This window comes from Stenotrophomonas sp. Br8 (assembly GCF_014763005.1).
Lineage (GTDB): Bacteria > Pseudomonadota > Gammaproteobacteria > Xanthomonadales > Xanthomonadaceae > Stenotrophomonas > Stenotrophomonas lactitubi.
Map to the genome: position 1 here is coordinate 138620 of NZ_JACGTN010000003.1, position 18795 is coordinate 157414.

Sequence of the window (18795 nt, forward strand, 5' to 3'; positions counted from 1 at the left end):
CGGTGTCGGGCATTGCGCAAGGAGCTGTCATGTTCAATACCGAACGACGCGCGCGTAAACCGTCGTTGCTGGCCTGCCTGGGGGCGCTGCTGGCGGCCGCCTCGATCGGTCTGTCCGCCTATGCCGCGCATGGCGTGTCCGATCCGCTGGCGCAGCAGCACCTGAACATGGCGGCGTTGTACGCGTTTGCCCACGGTGCGGTACTGGCGGCCCTCGGCCCCCGCGCGCAGGGCGCGATCGCGCATCTGGCGTTGTACGTGTTGCTGCTGGGTGTGCTGCTGTTCTCCGGCAGCCTGCTGGGCGGTGCGCTGTGGCAGTTGCCGACGCGGCTGGCGCCGGTAGGCGGCACCACGCTGATGGCAGGATGGGTACTGCTGGCGATCAATGCACTGAGGCGGTGACCGCAGCGTCCAAGCATCGGTAGTGCCGGGCCATGCCCGGCTTCGAGCGCAGCGACCCGCGTCTGCCTTTGCTCTCTTGTTCCATTCCGTGGCGAACGCACGCGGAAACTGTCCGCGGCCGGGAGGGTGGGCGGCGCAGGGGCGTAAGCGCCATGGATGGCGCGCCCGAGCTTACATGGACGTACTTGCAGCGGCCCCTACGCCGCCCACCCTCCCGGCCAACCCTGGATCGCAGTCAAGCAGCCGCCACGAGGGGCTCAGCCGTTGGCCGGTTTCCAGCACCAGTGCCACGGTTCGTAGACGATCCCATGCGGGTTGTCGCGCGGATAGCTCAGATGGAACCCGTGCGTTCCCGCATTGGCCTGCAGCCACGCAAACGCGGCCGTCGCCTCGAAGGTCTCTTCTGCCGGCGCATCCCCCGGCGTGCCGATGTCCAGTGCGTGACCACTGTGGTGTTCGCTGAAGCCGGGCGCTGCATTGACCTGCAGAATCTGCGGCACACTCTGCCCGCGCGCCAGCTTCCGTTCGAAAATGCCGAGCTGATACGCATGGCTGCGGAAGCCGGAGATCGCGTCCAGTGCAATGCCATCCCGCGCGGCATGCAGGCGCATCCGTCGCCAACCCTGCGCGGCACCGCGACGCAGCCACAACGGGCGCGCGAAGCGGTCACGTCCGGCGAAGTGCAGCAGGCAGGGCTCGGCCTCCAGCGCCAGCCCACTGTCCTGCGCATAGCGCTGCACATCCAGGCCCAATTGCTGCAAGCGCTGTTGCAGGCCGGCCAGCGGCAGCCACTGCTCTTCCAGTGCAGCGCCAAACGGCCGTGACCACGCGCCATCCAGCAACGCCAGCGCTTCCTCCACACCCGGTTCGCGTGGCAGGCGCGGCACAAGCGAGTGCACGCCGTGTGCCAGTACCGCCGCCAGGTAGCGGCCATCCTGTTTGCGCCGCAATACCCATTGCGCACGCGCCAGCAGGCGGGCGTCGAGATTGCTGCGCGCGCGCAGCAGCGGCGCTGGCCACAGTTCGACGGTCTCGGTGTTGATCAACAGTGGAGTGGTGCGGTGCATCGATCCAGCTTACTGCCGTGGCGCCGTGGCGGCCACCTTGCGCAGCGCTTCCAGCAGCGCCTGCGGGCGCTCCAGGCTGAGCAGCAGGGTGCTGCCGCCGCGCACCGGAATCACCAGCGTGCGCGCGCGGTCGGTGACCAGGGCAAAGCCCTTGCCGCCGCCCTGCAGGCGGAAGTGCCCGGAGTAGAAGCCGGGCATGCTGTAGCCGTTGGTCTTGAAGCGGGTGCCGTAGCGGCGATCACGGCCGAGGTCGACCACCTCGGCCTGGTCCAGCAGCAGGTCGGCCACCGGGGTGCGGCGGCGGTACAGCGTCGAACGCACGTCCAGTACGTTATCTGCCAGCTCCACCCGGCGGCGGAAAAACGCCCAGCCCAGGCCGACGCCCATCAGCACGATCACCGCCAGGCTCCATGCCGCGCTGCCACCCATCAGGAAAAACGGGGGCGACAGCGTGACCTCCATCCAGGGAGCGTCGGTGCGGCTGTCGTGCAGCTGCGACCAGATGCCGACGCCCAGTACCGCCAGCAGTGGCAGCAGCACCCACAGCACCCGCAGCGAGGAGCTTTCGGCGACGTCGAACGGACGTGCATCACTGCCGCTCATCGTTGCGACTCCACCCAGCGCGCGACGTCATCGATCAGCTGCCCATCGACGTGGCCCGGCTGCGCGTATTCCTTCAATGAACTGGAGCCGCTGCCGGCGATGCCGATGTGGTTGAGGGCAGGGTAGGCCTTCCATTGCACGTCCGTGCGATCGGCCAGGGCTTTTTTCCACAGTGCCCAATCCGTTTCCGGTACCTGGAAGTCGCGGCCGCCGTGCAGCATCAGCAGTGGTTTTTTCAGTGCCGCCGCATCGCCACGAGCGTTCACCGATTCGATGCTTTTCCAGAACGCCTGCGGCACACCCAGCGGCAGTTCGCTGGCGGGTATGGGCTTGTCGCTGCGGGCCGCGGCGATCTGTGCGGCCAGCTTGTCCAGGAACGCTTGTTCCGGCGCACTGATCGAGCCGTCCAGCGACAACAGGTAGCGGTTCTGCTCCGGCAGCAGCTCAAGCAATGTGCGCGCCGGCGCGGCCCACAGGATCGCGCCGCGCGCCTGTGGCCAGCGGCTGGCGATGCGCGGGGCGAGCATGCCGCCCTGGCTGTGGCCGAGCACGAAGATCCGCTTGCCGTCGATGCGTGGGTCCGCAGCCAACGCGCTCAGCGCGGCGACGGCGTCGTCGGTGGTCTCGTCATCAACGTTGAAGCTGCCGCTCTGGAAATCCTGCGGGCGGGCATGGGTGCGCTTGTCGTAGCGCAGTACTGCGATGCCGTGCGCGGCCAGGCCGCGGGCGATGTCCAGGAACGGGCGGTTGCCACCGATGGTTTCGTCGCGATCCTGCGGGCCGGAGCCGTGCACCAGCACTACGGCCGGGAACGGTCCTTTGCCCTTGGGCAGGGACAGCGTGCCGGGCAGTGCACCGCGCGCCTGCGGCACGCTGAAATCGGCTTCGCTGTAGTCCGCGTCGGCCGGCGGCGGCGCTGCCTTGGCGGCCGGGGCAGGCCGCAGCAGCAGACCCGCTACTTTGTCCTGTGCGTTCACCGCCACCTGCGCAATCACCGCGCCACTGGCGAACTGCAGCGGTACGTCCACCAGGTGCAGGCCTTGCTGCTCGCTGCTGTGCGCTGGTCCGCGCTGCTTCAGTTCACCCAGCGATTGCCAAAGGCCCCGCAGCTTGTCGGCAGGCACGGCCGCGGCCATCTGCGGGGTCAGCATGGCTTCGGCATCGGCGATCCGCCCCGCCTGCAGGTGATCGAGCAGGCGTGCTGCGACCTGCTGCGGTTCACCAGCGGCTGCACTGGCGGACAACAGGGCGAGCGAAACGGCAAGCAACGAACGGCGTGCGCTCATGGTCACAGCTCCTTCTTGAAGACCAGCAGGGCCGGGCGCATCGGCGCCGGGATGATGATGTTGACCAGTTCCCAGCCGAGCTGGCCCTGGCGGCTGAGTTCGGCCTGGATGTCGTCGGCTTTCTGCAGTCCCATCATGGTGGTCTTGACCTCGACGGTCAGGTAGCTCCAGCGCTTGCTCATTCCTTGTCCTCCGGCGATGGCTTGGGTTTCGGCAGGCGTCCTGCCTTGCGCAGTGCGTCGCGCAGCACGTATTCGATCTGCGCGTTGAGGCTGCGCAGTTCATCGTCCGCCCAGCGCTGTGCGGCCGCCAGGACCTCGGCGTTGATGCGCAGCGGATAGGCTTTTTTCTCGCTCATGCAGACTCCTGGCGGGGCGGTGGGGCGCCCCGTTGCGAGGGTGGCTCAGTACAGCGAGCCGGTGTTGACGACCGGCTGCGTGCCGCGGTCCGAGCACAGCACGGTCAACAGGTTGCTGACCATGTGCGCCTTGCGCTCCTCATCCAGCTGCACCACGCCGTTCTTCTGCAGTTCGGCCAGCGCCATCTCGACCATGCCGACCGCACCGGCAACGATACGCGAGCGTGCGGCGATCACCGCGTTTGCCTGTTGACGCTGCAGCATCGCCTGGGCGATCTCGGCGGCGTAGGCGAGGTGGCTGATGCGCGCATCGATCACCTGCACGCCGGCATCGGCCAGGCGCTCGGCCAGTTCGTTCTTCAGGTGCTGGGAGATCTCGCTGGCGTGGCTGCGCAGCGCTAGCTGGCCGTCCTCGTGCTGGTCGTAGGGATAGCTGGTGGCCATCGCGCGCAGCGCCGATTCGGACTGGATGTGCACGAAGCTCTCGTAGTCGTCCACGTTGTAGACCGCTTCGGAGGCATCGACCACCTGCCAGACGATCACTGCGGCGATCTCGATCGGGCTGCCGTCCAGCTCGTTGACCTTCAGCTTGCCGCTCTCGAAATTACGCACGCGCTGGCTCACGCGGCGCTTGCTGAAGAAGGGATTGTTCCAGCGCAGGCCGTTGTCCTTGACGGTGCCTACGTACTTGCCGAACAGGCTGACCACCGCCGCCTGGTTGGGCTGCACGGTATACAGGCCGGCCAGCGCGACCAGGGCCAGCGCGGCGATCAGCAGGCCGGCCAGGATCAGCAGCACGTTGGGCGAGCCGGTGCTGGCCTTCGCCGCAACCCCGGCCACGAACAGGGCGCCGCCGGCGAGGGCCACGACCAGGGACCCGGCGAGCGCGCCGAGGCCGTTGAGGGAGGACAGCGACTTCTCTTTCATGGCGGTACGTCCTTGAGGGTTCGAAATGAAGATATCAAATTGATATCACATTCGGGCTGCCGTTCGTCGGGTGGGCTTGCTCAGGCACTTCGGCCGGACCGGATAGAATGCCCACCCGCCTTCACATTGCTGCTGGAACCCCGTCATGGCCAAGCTTGGAACCCCGCTGTCCCCCTCCGCCACCCGCGTGCTGCTGCTGGGCTCGGGCGAACTTGGCAAGGAGGTGGCCATCGAGCTGCAGCGGTTGGGCGTGGAAGTGATTGCCGCCGACCGTTACGCCGATGCCCCGGCCATGCAGGTGGCACACCGCTCGCACGTGATCGACATGCTGGATGCGATGGCCCTGCGCCAGTTGATCGCGCAGGAGCAGCCGCACCTGGTGGTGCCGGAGATCGAGGCGATCCATACCGAGACCCTGGTGCAGCTGGAACAGGAGCAGGACCTGCAGGTGATTCCGACTGCGCGTGCCGCGCGCCTGACCATGGACCGTGAGGGCATCCGCCGCCTTGCCGCCGAGACGCTGGGCCTGCCGACCTCGCCGTACCGCTTTGTCGATACCGAGGCCGAGTACCGCGACGCCGTGGCGGCGATCGGCCTGCCGTGCGTGGTCAAGCCGGTGATGTCGTCCTCGGGCAAGGGCCAGAGCACGCTGCGCAGCGAGGCGGACATCGCCCCGGCCTGGGAGTACGCGCAGACCGGCGGCCGTGCCGGTGCCGGGCGCTGCATCGTCGAGGGATTCATCGACTTCGACTACGAGATCACCCTGCTGACAGTGCGCCACGCCGGTGGCACCTCGTTCTGCGCGCCGATCGGCCACCTGCAGAAGGATGGCGACTATCGCGAAAGCTGGCAGCCGCAGCCGATGTCGGACAAGGCACTGGCGCGTGCCGAGGAGATTTCGCGCGCGATCACCGATGACCTGGGTGGCTGGGGCCTGTTCGGTGTCGAGCTGTTCGTGAAGGGCGACGAGGTCTGGTTCAGCGAAGTATCGCCGCGTCCGCATGACACCGGTCTGGTGACGCTGGTATCGCAGGAACTCAGCGAGTTCGCGCTGCATGCGCGGGCCATCCTCGGCCTGCCGATCCCGCTGATCCGCCAGAGCGGTGCATCGGCCTCGTGCGCGCTGCTGGCGCATGGCGAGGGCGTGCCGTACTTCAACAACGTGGCCGCCGCACTGCAGGTGCCGGACACCGCCGTGCGCCTGTTCGGCAAGCCCAGCGTGCACGGCCATCGCCGTGTCGGCGTGACCCTGGCGCGTGCGGAAACCATCGACGAGGCGCGTGCCATCGCGCTTGATGCCGCCGAAGCCATCGGCGTCGAACTGCGCTCTTGAAAAAGAAGCGACGACCAACGGTCGTCGCCTACCGAATTTCGGTGGGTACCGACCGTTGGTCGGTATAGATTTCCGGTGGGTACCGACCGTTGGTCGGTACTCCATCAACACCTGTTACGGCTTCACGTCCACCCACACCAGGTGGTGGTCGCTGCCGTCGGCGATCTTCGCTTCGGCACTTTCATTGGCAGGCCAGAACACGCCGCTGCCGATGTACTCGAAACCGGTCGAGGGCAGTACGTAGTCCAGGCGCATGGTGCCTGACTTCGGCCCGAAATCGCCGGTGGCATGGAACGGTGCGCCCTTGCGTTCGATGCCCTTGGCCGCATAGGCCAGGCTGGTCTGCTCGGCGCCGACGCTGCGCGGGGTGGGGTAGCGCAGAACGCGGGCGTTCTCGATCAGTTCGACGATCGCCTCGTGGCGGCCATCGCCATCGACCGGATCGTTGTTGAGGTCGCCAAGGATGACGAAGCGTGCATCCTGGGCCAGGCCGCCGCACTGGCCCTTGTCGTCGCACAACCACGGCTTGTCACCCTTGGACAGGTACTCCTGCCACAGGCGCAGTTCGTCGTGGTTGCGCGCGGCGTTGCGCTTTTCCGGGCCGTCGAACACCGGCGGCGTCGGATGCGAGACCAGCGCATGCACCACGCCGGCCGGAGTCTTCACCGGCACGTCCCAATGCGACTTCGACGACAGCCGCAGCTGCGACCAGACGGTGTCGTTGTAGAAGTTTTTGCCGGTACGCGGATCGATCGGGCGGATCGCGCCCGGCATCGCACTCCACTTCAGCAGCTGGAAGCTGCGCACCTTGGCTTCGTCGATCGGGTAGCGCGACAGCACCAGCATGCCGTACTGGCCCGGGTGCAGGCCGTAGCCCCAGGCGTCGTTGCCACGGCCTCGGCCTTCACCACCGACCACGCCGTTGTTGTCCAGGTCCAGGCCGCTGGGCACGCCGGTGTTCACCGGTGCCAGGTAGCGGTAGGCGAAGTGCAGCGGCTTGCCGCCACCGGGCTGGGCCACTTCCAGGTAACGCTTCTGGAACAGGTCGGCAGCGCGATGGGCGTCGTCGAAATCGAATTCGTTCAGCAGCACCAGGTCAGGGCGCGCCTGCTGCAGTACCGCAGCGATCTTGCGCGCGTGTTCGCTGTCGCCTTCCAGCTCGGCGATCAGGCCGCCGGCTTCGTCCGAATACAGCGAGGTGTTGTAGGTGGCCAGGCGCAGCGCTGCAGACGGTTTTTCGGTCATCGCGGGGGGCGTGGCGAAGGCGGGAGCGGTGGCGCCACAGAGCAGGGCCAGGCCGAGGATCAGGGGTTTGGCGTTCATGGGCCGTATTGTGCACCCGGCCCGGTGTCAGTGGTTTGTCAGCGTCCGTCCAGATCGTCATCGAAATCATGCCAGCGGCGGCCGTCGTAGGCCTCCAGCGGTCGATAGCGCCGCTTGTAGTCCATCTTCTGGTGCTCACGTATCCAGTAGCCCAGGTACAGATGTGGCAGGCCCTCGCGGCGCGCCCACTCCAGCTGCTGCAGGATCGCGAACGTGCCCAGCCCGCGCGCGGCATGGGCGGGGTCGAAGAAGGTATAGACCGCCGACAGCCCGTGCTCGGTCACATCGGTCACCGCCACACCCAGCAGCTGGCTGGGCTGGCCGTCGTGGCCGGGCAGGCGCATTTCCATGAAGCGTGTGTGTGACCAGCTGCCGATCAGGAACTGCTCGAACTCGTGCGGGCCGTGGTCGTCCATGCCGCCCTTGGCATGACGATGCACCAGGTAGCGGTGGTACAGCTCGAACAGATCCTCTCGCGGCATGGCTGCAGTGATGCGCACTTCCAGGTCGGCATTGCGGGCGGCGCAGCGGCGCTGGCTGCGGTCGGGGGCGAAGCGCGCCACCGGGATGCGCACGGCGACGCAGGCGTGGCAGTTCGCACAGTGGGGGCGATAGACCAGATCACCGCTGCGGCGGAAGCCCCAGCTCAGGGCCAGCGGGTACAGCCCGCCGAGGCGACGGTCCTGCGGGTCCAGCACCAGATCGCGCGCGACCCGGTCCGGCCAGTACCCGCAGGGGTGCTCGCCGGTCTGGAACAGTCGCAGTTCGTCGTCTCTGTCGCCGTGTCTCGCCATGGGCACAGCATAGCTCCAGCCTGTCGCAATGGCGGCGACTGTCCGCCGGATGAATGGAACGGGCGGCTGCGTCAACCGAGGTCGTGGTCAGGCGTTGTTGTCCTCCGAGGGTGAGGTGTTCACCCCGATGCCAATCCCATTCCCAGGAGTGACCCCATGATCCGTACCCCCCTGCTGCTGGCCCTGCTGCTCGGCACTTCCGCGACCGGTATCGCCTTGGCCGCCGACACCCCGGCTGCACCGGCACCGCGACCGGCCAAGCTGGATACCAATGGCGATGGCTTCATCGACCGCAGCGAAGCGGCGGCCAACCCACGCCTGGCCGCGAAGTTCGATGAGCTGGACAAGAACAAGGACGGCAAGCTCTCGCGTGATGAGCTGCCGCGCTGGAAGCATGGCCGCCACGGTGGTCGCGGCGGCGAGCGCTGGGCCAAGCTGGACGCGAACAAGGATGGCCGCATCAGCCGTGAGGAAGCCAAGGCCGATCCGCGCCTGGCCGAGCGTTTCGACCAGCTCGACCTCAACAAGGATGGCTACCTGGACAAGGCCGACCGCGAGCTGCGCATGAAGCAGCATCGTGACGCCTGGTTCGCCGCCGCCGATACCAACAAGGACGGCCAGCTGAGCAAGGCCGAGTTCGACGCCGCCAAGGGCCCGATGCACGGTGGCCCGCGCCACGGTGGCCCGCGTGACGGCGCCGCGCCGAAGCCGCAGCGCTGATTTTCACTGCAGTGATCGACGACAACGCCGGCGTGATGCCGGCGTTGTCCGTTACAGGCGGCCGCTGTGCATCAGCGAGTACGCCACCAGGCCGATCACGAACACGTTCGCGCCGATGATGCCGGTGCGGCCATACATGGATTCGAATTTCCAGTTGGTTCCGCTGCGCCCGCGCCGCGCCGAATCGCGCGCAATCATCGGTGCCATCACCCGCTGCAGCGGCACCAGACACTGGTAGTTGACCACGCCCAGGCCCAGTGCCAACGCCAGCAACTGCCCCCATACCGGTGCCTGCAGCAGCACCGCCAGCAGGATCAGCAGGCACCAGACCAGGCCGGTGCCGGTGTTGAGGCGTACAAAACGGCGTACCTGCGTGCGTTCGCTTTCGGTCTCGGTGTACGACATCAGGAAGCGGGCACCGAGATAGCTGCCGATCGCGCCGCCGATGACACCGCCGGCAATCGCACCCCAGCTTTCGGCTGGGAGCACGTGCAGCTGGCCCAGCGTAGCGGTCAACGTGCCCATCGCGGTGCCGCCCGCAGCGCTGACGCCACCCAGGCCGAGCTTGCTGCCACCGATACCGACACCGGTACCCAGCAGGATCGCTGCGCTTGCCGTGCCGGGCGCAGCGATCATCACCATCGACACCACCGTCGTTGCAAACGCGGCACTGGGCGCGCTGCTGCGGGCGAATTCACCGAAGCGCTGCAGCAGGCCCTCGCGCACCTGCGCACGGGCGCGTGACAGGCGCTTGCGTACCGCCGCGTCGCTCAGCCCGAGCAGGTCAGCGACCTGCTGCGAATGCTGGCCCTCGCGGTAGTACAGCAGCAGTACTTCGCGGCTGTCGGCGGGCAGGGTAGAGATGATGTCTTCGGCAGCGATTTCCTCTTCCAGCCGCTGCAGGCGATCCGCCGCACCGGGGGCCGGATCCGCTGCCATGGTCAACGCCACTTCGGCAGCTTCGCCACTCAGCGGTCGGCCACGTTGCGCGCGCAGCCAGTCACGGGCGAGGTTGCGGGTGATCTGCCGCAGCCAGGGCAGGAAGCTGCTCGCGCTGCGCAGCTGGTGCAGCTGCTGCCAGCCTTTCACGAACGCTTCCTGGGCGATGTCCTCGCTGGCCTGGCGGTCGCCGGTGATGGCCAGGGCGATGGCGGTGACCGTGTTCTGGCAGGCCAGCACGATGCGCCCATATGCATGCTGGCAGCCGCCGCTGGCGGCCGGCAGTTCGCGGTGCAGTGTGTCGTCGATGCTTGCGGCGAAGGTCGTCATGGCGGCGGGCTCCTGCAGGGATTGTGTCCCATGACGGAGGCGCGTGCGGAATGTGACCACGAAAAAAGGGGACGGAGGGGATTAAGTCGTTTGTGCCACAAACGACTTAATCCCCTCCGTCCCCTTTTTGCGGTTGCCGGCCAGCGGCCGGCACTACTTCGCCGGCTGGATGCGGACCCGCACTTCCTCTTCTTCCGGCGGTGCCGGCGCGGCCGGCTGGGCTTGCTGCGGCTGGGCCTGCGGTGCGGGCACCGGGGTTGCGGGGGCAGGGGTTGCGGGGGCAGGGGCACCGCGATGGCGCAGGCCGATCACCAGCGCCACGCCGGCGATCACCACCAGCAGGGCGATGCGGATGCGCCAGGCCCAGCCACGACCACCAGCACTTTCCTGCACATCATCGCGGAAGGCGAACTCGGCGGTCGGGTGGTCACGGCGGGTGGTGTCGAGCAGGCGGGCGTCGCGCAGGATTTCGCGCGCGCGCGGCTGGTCGTCGGCACGCACGACCCAGACCGCCGGGTAGGCACCGGCATTGCCCAGGTCGGTATAGCTGAACTGGCCCCGGCGGCGCGTCTTGTACGAGCGCCCGTTGGTGACCTTCACCTGGATGTCGTGACTGCGCAGGAGCTCGGCCACGCCTTCCACGGTTTCCACGCGCTGGCTGCTGAAAATCTGACGCATCGGATCAATCCTTGGCCGGCACGGCGGCCGCTGCTGCCTGGTCCGGAACCACGCGGATCAAGCCTTCCTGGGCGGTGCTGGCAACCAGCACGCCATCACGGGTGAAGAACTGGCCGCGGGCCAGGCCGCGCGAATCCTGCGCGCTGGGGCTGTCCAGCGAGTACAGCAGCCAATCGTCGGCGCGGAACGGGCGATGGAACCAGATCGCGTGGTCCAGCGAGGCCATCTGCACGTGCGGATGGTAGTAGCTGATCCCGTGCGGGAAGGTCGCCGTGCCCAGCAGGTGGAAGTCCGACGCGTAGGCCAGCAGCGCCTGGTGCAGCTCGGGAGCATCGCCTACACGCTCGCTCAGGCGCAGCCAGACCTGGTGGTAGGGCGGGCGCTTGGGCGGGTTCAGTTCATCGCGCGGATACACATGGCGGAACTCGAACGGACCACCGCGCGACAGCCAGCGCTGCACCTTGATCGGCAGGCGCTCAAGCACCTCCGCCGGCAGCGGCCTGTTCGGTTCGATGTCTTCCGGCTGCGGCACTTCGGGCATCTTGTGCTGGTGCTCGGCACCGGATTCGGCCTGCTGGAACGAGGCAGCACAGAAGAAGATCACCTTGCCATGCTGGATCGCGGTCACCCGGCGCACCGAGAAACTGCCACCGTCGCGGGTGCGGTCGACGTCGTAGACGATCGGATGGTCGATGTTGCCGGCGCGCAGGAAATAGGCATGCAGCGAATGCACATGGCGACCGTTGTCGACCGTGGCCTGGGCGGCCGCCAAGGCCTGGCCCAGCACCTGCCCGCCGAACACGTACTTGGTGCCGATGTCGCGGCTCTGGCCGCGGAACAGGTTGTCCTCCAGCCGCTCCAGGGTGAGCAGATCGATCAGCTCGGAGACGACGGGTTCGGGCGTGTCGTTCAAGGGGGCGGCCACAACAGGGAAAGAGGGCCTGATTATACCGGTGCAGGCCGGATGCCCGATCTTCGGTAGTGCCGGCCGCTGGCCGGCATCCGCAGGCGTCCCGGAAGGATCGCCAGGCTGCCGGCCAGCGGCCGGCACTACCGTTTACTTGCCGAGGCGGGCGGCAAGCGCCTGCAGCGCGTTCTGCGCATCCGGGGCGAACCAGGCCTCGACGAAGCGGTCGAGCTGGATCAGGTCCGGGTGCAGGGCGTCGTGCAGCTCCGCGCGGGCGATGGCCCGGGTCAGCAGCATCGGCTGCCGCGGCTGCTTCAGCAGGTCCTGCAGCCAGGCCACCGCGCGGGCCACCACCAGCTCGCCATCAACCAGTTCATCCACCAGGCCGATCTGCAGGGCCTGTTCGGCGGGTACCAGTGCGCCGGTGCCCAGCAGGACGCTGGAGCGGTGTGCACCCACCGCACGGCGCAACAGGCGCTGGATTCCTTCCGGTGCGATCAGGCCGACCTGCACTTCGTTCAGGCCGATGGCGTACGGGCGCGCCGGATCGGCACTGCGTGCCATCACCCGGTAGTCGCAGCACAGGGCCAGCACGCAGCCGCCGGCCGGTGCATGGCCGGTGATCGCCGCAACCACCGGGATGCGGCTCTCGGCAAGCGTGCGTACCGCGCCGAAGAACGCGTTCCAGGTGTCCAGCAGCTTGTGCTTGTCATCGCCATGCGAGAGCAGGTGCGGCACGTCCATGCCGCCGGTGAAGATGCGCTCGCTGCCGGACAGCACGATCCCGTGCGCGTCCTCGGCCATCGCCAGTTCGATGGCATGGATCAACTGCCGGCACAGCTCGGTGTCCAGTGCATTGACCGGCGGCCGCGCCAGCCGCAGTTCGCGGATGGGGCCATGGTTGATCACCTCGATGAGCGTCGTCATGCTGCGGGTCTCGTTGCGAAGAAGGAACCTGGGCGATGATAACCAAACCATGCGTTGGCGTACTGTTCGCGTTGTGTGCGCTTGCAGCATCAGCGTCGGCGGCCGAACAGCGCTGCGTGACGGTGGAGCAAGGCTGGGCGCGGATGCCGCCGAATCCAGCGATGCCGATGACCGCTGGCTACGGGACAATCCGCAACGGCTGCAGCAAGGCCGTGACCATCACCGGTGCCAGCAGCGTTGCGTTCGGTGATGTGTCATTGCACGAAACCACGGTGGTGGACGGCATCAGCCGGATGCGCGCGATCGAACGCCTGCCGCTGGCGCCGGGCGCGCGTGCCGAGCTTAAACCCGGCGGCCTGCACCTGATGCTGATGGATGGCAAGGGTGCGCTGAAGGAGGGGCAGGCGGTGCCGCTGCGCCTGCAGCTGGAAGGCGGTGGTGAAGCGGGTACGACGCTGACCGTGCGCAAGGTCGCGCCGTAACGCGGCGCTCGTTCCGCCGGGCATGGCCCGGCGCTACCCAGGCATCACGGCCGAATCGACACCGGTAGCGCCGGGCCATGCCCGGCGAGCGCGCAGCGCGGTGGGGCTTACGACCAGTCGTACGAGAACAGCACCGTGCGGCTTTCCGGCTCGTACAGCATCACGATCGCATCGGCACCGGTGGCGCACCAGTTGTAGCCGGCCACTTCGGCAACGGCGAAGAATTTCCTGCCATCGCGGGTGATGATCGCGCACTCGGCATCGTCCGGCGCATGGCGGTCGTCGGCCGCCTCGGTGAACGCCAGCGCGAAGGCGGCGGGAATCTCCGCAGTTTCAATCCAGTTGCCGGTCGAGATCTGCCCGCCCAGCACATCAAGGTAGGCCTGCTCGCCGGGCTCGCCATCGCCATAGCGCGAATAGCTGGCCAGGCGTCCATGCTGCTGGAAGTAAGCGTGTGCCTTGCTGTAGCTCTCATGCATCTCCGTGATGTGCTCCAGCGCGTCGTTGTCCTGCACCTGGTCGCCGATGAAATAGCCCTCCTCACCGAGGAAACGCATGCGGTTGTCGGCGGTCAATTCAAAGGCGATCCAGTTGGTGCCAGTGAACGCGTTGTGGTGATCTTCGGTGGATTCGCCGATGCAGCCGTCATAGGGTTCGATCGGGCACAGCATGGTGACCACGCTACCGGCCAGTTCCGGGCGCAGCACGCCGAGGTCGATCTTCAGCAGCGGCAGCAGGTGCTGGCCAAGCCAGGCCTGGTCATCGGGGAATACGTCGGCGGGGAAGGGGACCATGCCGGGCAGCAGGTCGCGCAGTTCAGTCTGGTGGATCATGTCAGTCCTTTGAAAAGTGTCGGTAGTGCCGGCCGCTGGCCGGCAACCTCCGCAGCAGAGGCGGAGAGCAAAGGATACGGGACGCGCGCCACGCATGCGTGCACTACCGTCCTGGCTGAGGCGCAGTGCCTGGGGCGCGATTCAGATGAGTCCTTCGAACGCCATCGCCTCTTTCGCGGCGGGTCGCTCGCCAATCCGCAGCAGCAGTGCCTGCAGGTGTGGCCATGGCGTGGTATCGATGCCCAGGTGCGCCGTCCAGCCGACAACCACGAACAGATAGAGATCGGCGATGGAAATGGACCCGCCCAGCAGGTAGCGGCGGTTGTCGGACAGCATCGCTTCGATGTAGTCGAGCTTGGTATGCAGCCGGTCCTGGGCCTTCTCCCGCGCCTCGGGCGACTCCGGGTGGAACAAGGGGCCGAACGTCGGATGCAGTTCCGCAGCAACGTAGATCAGCCATTCGTGAAGTCGCGCCGCACCGATCGCACTTGTCGGTACCGAGAATTCCACGCCGGCGACATCGGCGAGGTAAAGCAGGATCGCGGCGCCTTCGGTGAGGACCTCACCGTTGTCCAGCCGAAGTGCGGCGACATACCCCTTGGGATTGATATGCAGGAAGTCTTCGCCCTGCGCTGTGCGCTTGGTCGAGTGATCGACGCGATCGAGCTCGAAGCGGATTCCCAGTTCGCGCAGCAGGATGTGGGCGGCAAGCGAGCAGGTGCCCGGCGTGTAGTAAAGCTTCATCGTCGTTTCATCGTGGGGGGAGTGCCCGGAAGTATGCTGCGGGGAAACGGTGGTCGGAGCGCTTTGCTGCGACATGACGCGAGAATCGGGTTTCCATATGGATACCCGTCGAAGGAGCGGAAGAACATGGGGCTCAAGGTGCGGAAGAACCGGGCAGTAGATCCGGACAGTGTGTGTCCGTTGAGCAAGTGCATGGCGTTGCTTGCCGGCACATGGACGGCGGAGATCATCTGGTCATTGAGTGCTGGGCCGCGACGATTCGGCGAGCTGCGTGTGGACCTGGCGCCGGTGACGGCCAAGACGCTGACCGCGCGCCTTCGGGACATGCAGCAGAAAGGTCTGGTCACACGTCATGAAAGGGACACCTCGCCCCCTTCCATTGAGTACGAACTCACCCGCCTGGGCGCACGGTTGTTGCCCGCGATCCATGCAATCGCACAGGTTGGCAATGAACTGAAATTCGGCGCCGAGCCAGCGGGCTGAGCGATCTTCTTCCAGCAACGAAAAGGCCGCCCATGGGGGCGGCCTTCGCGGGTGCAGTGATTGGGCTGCTCAGCTGGAAGCGTTGCGGATCGCCTCCGGCAGCGGCGCGCTCTTGCCGGTCTGCGTGTCCATCCACACCACCACCACGTTGCCGTCCGAATACAGCTTCGACTCATCCTGCTGGTCGACGATGCGATGACCGATGGTCACGCTGCTGTTGCCCAGGCGCTCGACGAACAGCTCGACCAGGATGTCGTTGGGCCACACGATCGGCAAGCGGTAGTTGACGTTGGTGGCAGCCACCACCGGTGCGATGCGGTCGGTCATCGACACGCCATCCACGCCCAGCATCCAGCGCACGCGCGCCTCTTCCAGGTAGGAGATGTACTTGGCGTTGTTGACGTGGCCCATGCTGTCCATGTCACGCCAGCGCACGCTGATCGGAATGCGGGCCAGGATCTTGTGTTCGCTGCTCATCAGGCGTCCTTCTTCTTCTTGGTGCCGGCCGTGGCGGTCTTGCTGGCCTTGCCGGTGCTCTTGGCGGCGGCTGCCTTCTTTGCCGGCTTCTCGGGCTTCACCTTGCGCGGCGGGCGCGCATCGGGCTTGTTGGCCACGGCGGCGGGCTGGTCCGGTCGCGCAGTAGTGGAGGGCAGCATCCGGGCGAGGAACTGGCCGGTGTACGAATCCGGGCAAGCGGCCACGTCTTCCGGCGTGCCGGTCACCAGGATGGTGCCACCGCGATGACCGCCTTCCGGACCCAGATCGACGATCCAGTCCGCGGTCTTGATCACGTCCAGGTTGTGCTCGATCACCACCACCGTGTTGCCCTCGTCGCGCAGCTTGTGCAGCACGCCGAGCAGTGCCTCGATGTCGTGGAAGTGCAGGCCGGTGGTCGGCTCGTCGAGGATGTACAGAGTGCGGCCGGTATCGCGGCGCGACAGTTCCTTGGACAGCTTCACGCGCTGCGCTTCACCACCGGACAGCGTGGTCGCGCTCTGGCCCAGCTTGATGTAGCTCAGGCCGACATCGACCAGGGTTTCCAGCTTGCGGGCGATGGACGGTACCGGCTCGAACAGCTTCAACGCATCTTCGACGGTCATTTCCAGCACGTCGTTGATGTTGAAGCCCTTGTACAGGATCTCCAGCGTTTCGCGGTTGTAGCGCTTGCCATGGCAGACGTCGCAGGGCACGTACACGTCCGGCAGGAAGTGCATCTCGACCTTGATCAGGCCATCGCCCTGGCAGGCCTCGCAGCGGCCACCACGCACGTTGAAACTGAAGCGGCCCGGCGAATAACCGCGCGCACGCGATTCGGGCACCTGTGCGAACAGCTCGCGCAGGGGAGTGAACAGACCGGTATAGGTGGCCGGGTTCGAACGCGGGGTGCGGCCGATCGGCGACTGGTCGATGTCCACCACCTTGTCGAACAGGTCCAGGCCATCGATCTCCTTGTAAGGCGCGATCGGGTGCGAGGCGCCGTTGATCTCGTTGGCAGCCAGCGAGAACAGGGTGTCGTTGATCAGGGTCGACTTGCCCGAGCCGGACACGCCGGTCACGCAGGTCAGCAGCCCCGCCGGAATGGCCAGGTCCACGCCTTTCAGGTTGTTGCCGGTGGCACCACGCAGATGCAGGGTCATCTTCGGGTTCGGCTTGTGCCGGCGCGCCGGGATCTTGATCGCGCGCCTGCCCGACAGGTACTGGCCGGTCAGCGAACGCGGTGCATCGAGGAGGTCCTGCAGGCTGCCCTGGCCGACGATCTCGCCGCCATGCACACCCGCGCCCGGCCCGATGTCCAGCACGTAGTCGGCCAGGCGGATCGCATCTTCGTCATGCTCGACCACGATCACCGTGTTGCCGAGGTCGCGCAGGCGGGTGAGGGTGCCCAGCAGGCGCTCGTTGTCGCGCTGGTGCAGGCCGATGGACGGCTCATCGAGCACGTACATCACGCCCACCAGGCCGGCACCGATCTGGCTGGCCAGGCGGATGCGCTGTGCCTCGCCACCGGACAGGGTGTCGGCCTTGCGCTCCAGGGTCAGGTAATCCAGACCCACATCGACCAGGAAGCCGAGACGCTCACCGATCTCCTTGACGATCTTCGCAGCGATCTCGCCGCGCCAGCCCGGCAGGCTCAGTTCGCTGAAGAACTTCAGCGCTTCATCGATCGGCAGCACCACCAGTTCCGGCAGCGGGCGATCGGCCACGAACACGTTGCGCGCGGCCTTGTTCAGGCGTGCGCCGTTGCACTCGGGGCAGGCATGCTCGCTGATGTACTTGCCCAGCTCTTCCTGCACCGCCGCCGACTCGGTTTCCTTGTAGCGGCGTTCGAGGTTGGGAATGATGCCTTCGAAGCGATGCTTGCGCTGGGTGCGGCCACCGGCCTCGGTGAAGTAGGTGAAGGTGATCGCTTCCTCGCCGCTGCCGTACAGCACGGCCTGCTGCACCTTGGCCGGCAGCGAGTTCCACGCCGCGTCGGTGTCGAACTTGTAGTGCTTGGCCAGCGAGGCGATCAACTGGAAGTAATAGGCATTGCGGCGATCCCAGCCGCGCACGGCACCGGCAGCCAGCGACAGCTCGGGATGCACCACCACGCGCGAGGGATCGAAGAATTCGGCCATGCCCAGTCCATCGCAACCGGGGCAGGCGCCCATCGGTGCGTTGAACGAGAACAGGCGCGGCTCCAGTTCGGGCAGCGAGTAGTCGCAGACCGGGCAGGAATACTTGGACGAGAACAGGGTAGGGGTCGCACCGGCGTCGTCCAGCGACTGCACCGACGCCATGCCATCACCCAGCTTCAAGGCCGTTTCGAAGCTCTCGGCCAGGCGCTGCTTGATGTCTTCGCGCGGGCGGAAGCGATCGATCACCGCTTCGATGGTGTGCTTCTGGCGCAGTGCCAGCGGCGGCACCGCATCGATTTCGTACAGTTCGCCATCGACGCGCACACGCACGAAACCCTGCGCGCGCAGCTGGTCGAACACCTGCGCGTGCTCGCCCTTGCGGTCGCGGATCACCGGCGCCAGCAGCATGTAGCGCTGTTCCGGGTCCAGCGTCAGCATGTGGTCGACCATCTGGCTGACCGTCTGCGCTTCCAGCGGATAGCCGTGGTCGGGGCAACGCGGGGTGCCGACACGTGCGTACAGCAGGCGCAGGTAGTCGTAGATCTCGGTGATCGTGCCGACCGTCGAGCGCGGGTTGTGCGAGGTCGACTTCTGCTCGATCGAGATCGCCGGGGACAGGCCTTCGATATGGTCCAGATCCGGCTTTTCCATCACGCTCAGGAACTGCCGCGCATACGCCGACAGGGACTCGACGTAACGCCGCTGGCCCTCGGCATAGATGGTGTCGAACGCCAGCGATGACTTGCCCGAACCGGACAGGCCGGTGATCACGATCAGTTTGTCGCGAGGCAGGTCGAGGTCGATGTTCTTGAGGTTGTGCGTCCGCGCGCCGCGGATGCGGATGAAATCCATCGCCATGGGGAATCCGGTTGTGGGGGCGTGGCTGGGCCGCCGGGCCAGCGAGAGGGCGGCAATCGGTCAGCCTACCGAGGTGACCAGATGGGGGCAATGGGCGACAATGCCAGCCCGGTGTCTCACCTCGTGAGACGGCCAGTAGAGCCGAGCCATGCTCGGCTGGCCGGACCCCGAACCGTTCAGCCGAGCA

General features: G+C 66.7%; 21 protein-coding genes. 5 read left to right on the top strand and 16 right to left on the bottom strand.

Annotation, left to right across the window (positions count from 1 at the left end):
• Positions 1 to 29: 29 nt before the first annotated feature.
• Entirely contained in the window at positions 30 to 401 is a 372-nt protein-coding gene (locus H3005_RS01965; RefSeq protein WP_100551842.1) for a DUF423 domain-containing protein, read from the top strand.
• A gap of 257 nt (positions 402 to 658) precedes the next feature.
• On the opposite strand, the gene H3005_RS01970 is transcribed toward H3005_RS01965, so the two are convergent.
• The 6 genes from H3005_RS01970 to H3005_RS01995 are packed head-to-tail and all read right to left on the bottom strand — an operon-like array spanning position 659 to position 4642.
• On the bottom strand, positions 659 to 1468 hold the full coding sequence (locus H3005_RS01970) for a M15 family metallopeptidase (RefSeq protein ID WP_191077497.1): 810 nt from the start codon (positions 1466 to 1468) through the stop codon (positions 659 to 661).
• Between the two features lie 9 nt (positions 1469 to 1477).
• Positions 1478 to 2071, bottom strand: a complete 594-nt coding sequence (locus H3005_RS01975; protein ID WP_191077498.1) for a PH domain-containing protein — start codon at positions 2069 to 2071, stop codon at positions 1478 to 1480.
• Positions 2068 to 3357: an alpha/beta fold hydrolase gene (locus tag H3005_RS01980; protein WP_100551843.1), complete on the bottom strand. Its 1290-nt coding sequence runs from the start codon at positions 3355 to 3357 to the stop codon at positions 2068 to 2070. Before H3005_RS01980 ends, H3005_RS01975 begins: the two co-directional genes overlap by 4 nt.
• Positions 3358 to 3359: 2 nt before the next feature.
• Positions 3360 to 3539, bottom strand: coding sequence for a DUF4177 domain-containing protein (locus H3005_RS01985; RefSeq protein WP_089239544.1), 180 nt, complete (start codon positions 3537 to 3539; stop codon positions 3360 to 3362).
• On the bottom strand, positions 3536 to 3715 hold the full coding sequence (locus H3005_RS01990) for a hypothetical protein (protein ID WP_005412615.1): 180 nt from the start codon (positions 3713 to 3715) through the stop codon (positions 3536 to 3538). Before H3005_RS01990 ends, H3005_RS01985 begins: the two co-directional genes overlap by 4 nt.
• Positions 3716 to 3760: 45 nt before the next feature.
• Positions 3761 to 4642, bottom strand: coding sequence for an SPFH domain-containing protein (locus tag H3005_RS01995; RefSeq protein ID WP_100551844.1), 882 nt, complete (start codon positions 4640 to 4642; stop codon positions 3761 to 3763).
• 145 nt (positions 4643 to 4787) lie between these two features.
• On the opposite strand from H3005_RS01995, the gene purT reads away from it, so the two are divergent.
• Positions 4788 to 5975, top strand: coding sequence for a formate-dependent phosphoribosylglycinamide formyltransferase (gene purT, locus H3005_RS02000; protein ID WP_191077499.1), 1188 nt, complete (start codon positions 4788 to 4790; stop codon positions 5973 to 5975).
• Positions 5976 to 6089: 114 nt separating this feature from the next.
• Here the strand turns inward: purT and H3005_RS02005 are convergent, their stop codons facing one another.
• Positions 6090 to 7298 (bottom strand): endonuclease/exonuclease/phosphatase family protein, encoded by a 1209-nt coding sequence (locus H3005_RS02005; protein WP_100551846.1) that lies wholly within the window; start codon positions 7296 to 7298, stop codon positions 6090 to 6092.
• Positions 7299 to 7336: 38 nt separating this feature from the next.
• Entirely contained in the window at positions 7337 to 8092 is a 756-nt protein-coding gene (locus H3005_RS02010; protein WP_049467687.1) for an arginyltransferase, read from the bottom strand.
• 156 nt (positions 8093 to 8248) lie between these two features.
• Between H3005_RS02010 and H3005_RS02015 the strand changes: the two genes are divergently transcribed.
• A complete protein-coding gene (locus H3005_RS02015) occupies positions 8249 to 8812 on the top strand; it encodes an EF-hand domain-containing protein (protein WP_100551847.1) in 564 nt (187 codons plus the stop codon).
• Positions 8813 to 8863: 51 nt separating this feature from the next.
• Here H3005_RS02015 and H3005_RS02020 read toward each other — a convergent pair whose 3' ends face one another.
• From H3005_RS02020 to H3005_RS02035, 4 genes are all read right to left on the bottom strand, one after another.
• Positions 8864 to 10081, bottom strand: coding sequence for an RNA polymerase sigma factor (locus tag H3005_RS02020; RefSeq protein ID WP_100551848.1), 1218 nt, complete (start codon positions 10079 to 10081; stop codon positions 8864 to 8866).
• A 153-nt stretch (positions 10082 to 10234) separates the two neighbouring features.
• A complete protein-coding gene (locus H3005_RS02025) occupies positions 10235 to 10759 on the bottom strand; it encodes a pathogenicity-like protein (RefSeq protein WP_100551849.1) in 525 nt (174 codons plus the stop codon).
• 4 nt (positions 10760 to 10763) lie between these two features.
• On the bottom strand, positions 10764 to 11672 hold the full coding sequence (tesB, locus tag H3005_RS02030) for an acyl-CoA thioesterase II (RefSeq protein WP_089239560.1): 909 nt from the start codon (positions 11670 to 11672) through the stop codon (positions 10764 to 10766).
• 144 nt (positions 11673 to 11816) lie between these two features.
• Complete coding sequence (locus tag H3005_RS02035) at positions 11817 to 12593, bottom strand: enoyl-CoA hydratase/isomerase family protein (protein ID WP_100551850.1); 777 nt, start codon at positions 12591 to 12593, stop codon at positions 11817 to 11819.
• Positions 12594 to 12628: 35 nt separating this feature from the next.
• Here H3005_RS02035 and H3005_RS02040 point away from each other — a divergent pair, with 35 nt between their 5' ends.
• Complete coding sequence (locus H3005_RS02040; RefSeq protein ID WP_100551851.1) at positions 12629 to 13075, top strand: copper chaperone PCu(A)C; 447 nt, start codon at positions 12629 to 12631, stop codon at positions 13073 to 13075.
• Between the two features lie 107 nt (positions 13076 to 13182).
• Here the strand turns inward: H3005_RS02040 and H3005_RS02045 are convergent, their stop codons facing one another.
• Positions 13183 to 13908 carry an enolase gene (locus H3005_RS02045; protein ID WP_100551852.1) on the bottom strand — a complete coding sequence of 242 codons (726 nt, stop codon included), beginning with the start codon at positions 13906 to 13908 and terminating at the stop codon, positions 13183 to 13185.
• 141 nt (positions 13909 to 14049) lie between these two features.
• Complete coding sequence (gstA, locus tag H3005_RS02050; protein ID WP_100551853.1) at positions 14050 to 14652, bottom strand: glutathione transferase GstA; 603 nt, start codon at positions 14650 to 14652, stop codon at positions 14050 to 14052.
• Positions 14653 to 14778: 126 nt separating this feature from the next.
• Here gstA and H3005_RS02055 point away from each other — a divergent pair, with 126 nt between their 5' ends.
• The gene (locus H3005_RS02055) at positions 14779 to 15135 is read left to right on the top strand and encodes a helix-turn-helix domain-containing protein (protein ID WP_100551854.1); all 357 of its coding nucleotides are present in this window, start codon (positions 14779 to 14781) and stop codon (positions 15133 to 15135) included.
• A gap of 69 nt (positions 15136 to 15204) precedes the next feature.
• On the opposite strand, the gene H3005_RS02060 is transcribed toward H3005_RS02055, so the two are convergent.
• Positions 15205 to 15612: a thioesterase family protein gene (locus H3005_RS02060; protein WP_100551855.1), complete on the bottom strand. Its 408-nt coding sequence runs from the start codon at positions 15610 to 15612 to the stop codon at positions 15205 to 15207.
• Positions 15612 to 18608 carry an excinuclease ABC subunit UvrA gene (uvrA, locus tag H3005_RS02065; protein ID WP_100551856.1) on the bottom strand — a complete coding sequence of 999 codons (2997 nt, stop codon included), beginning with the start codon at positions 18606 to 18608 and terminating at the stop codon, positions 15612 to 15614. The genes H3005_RS02060 and uvrA overlap by 1 nt, the downstream gene beginning before the upstream one ends.
• Positions 18609 to 18795 lie beyond the last annotated feature (187 nt).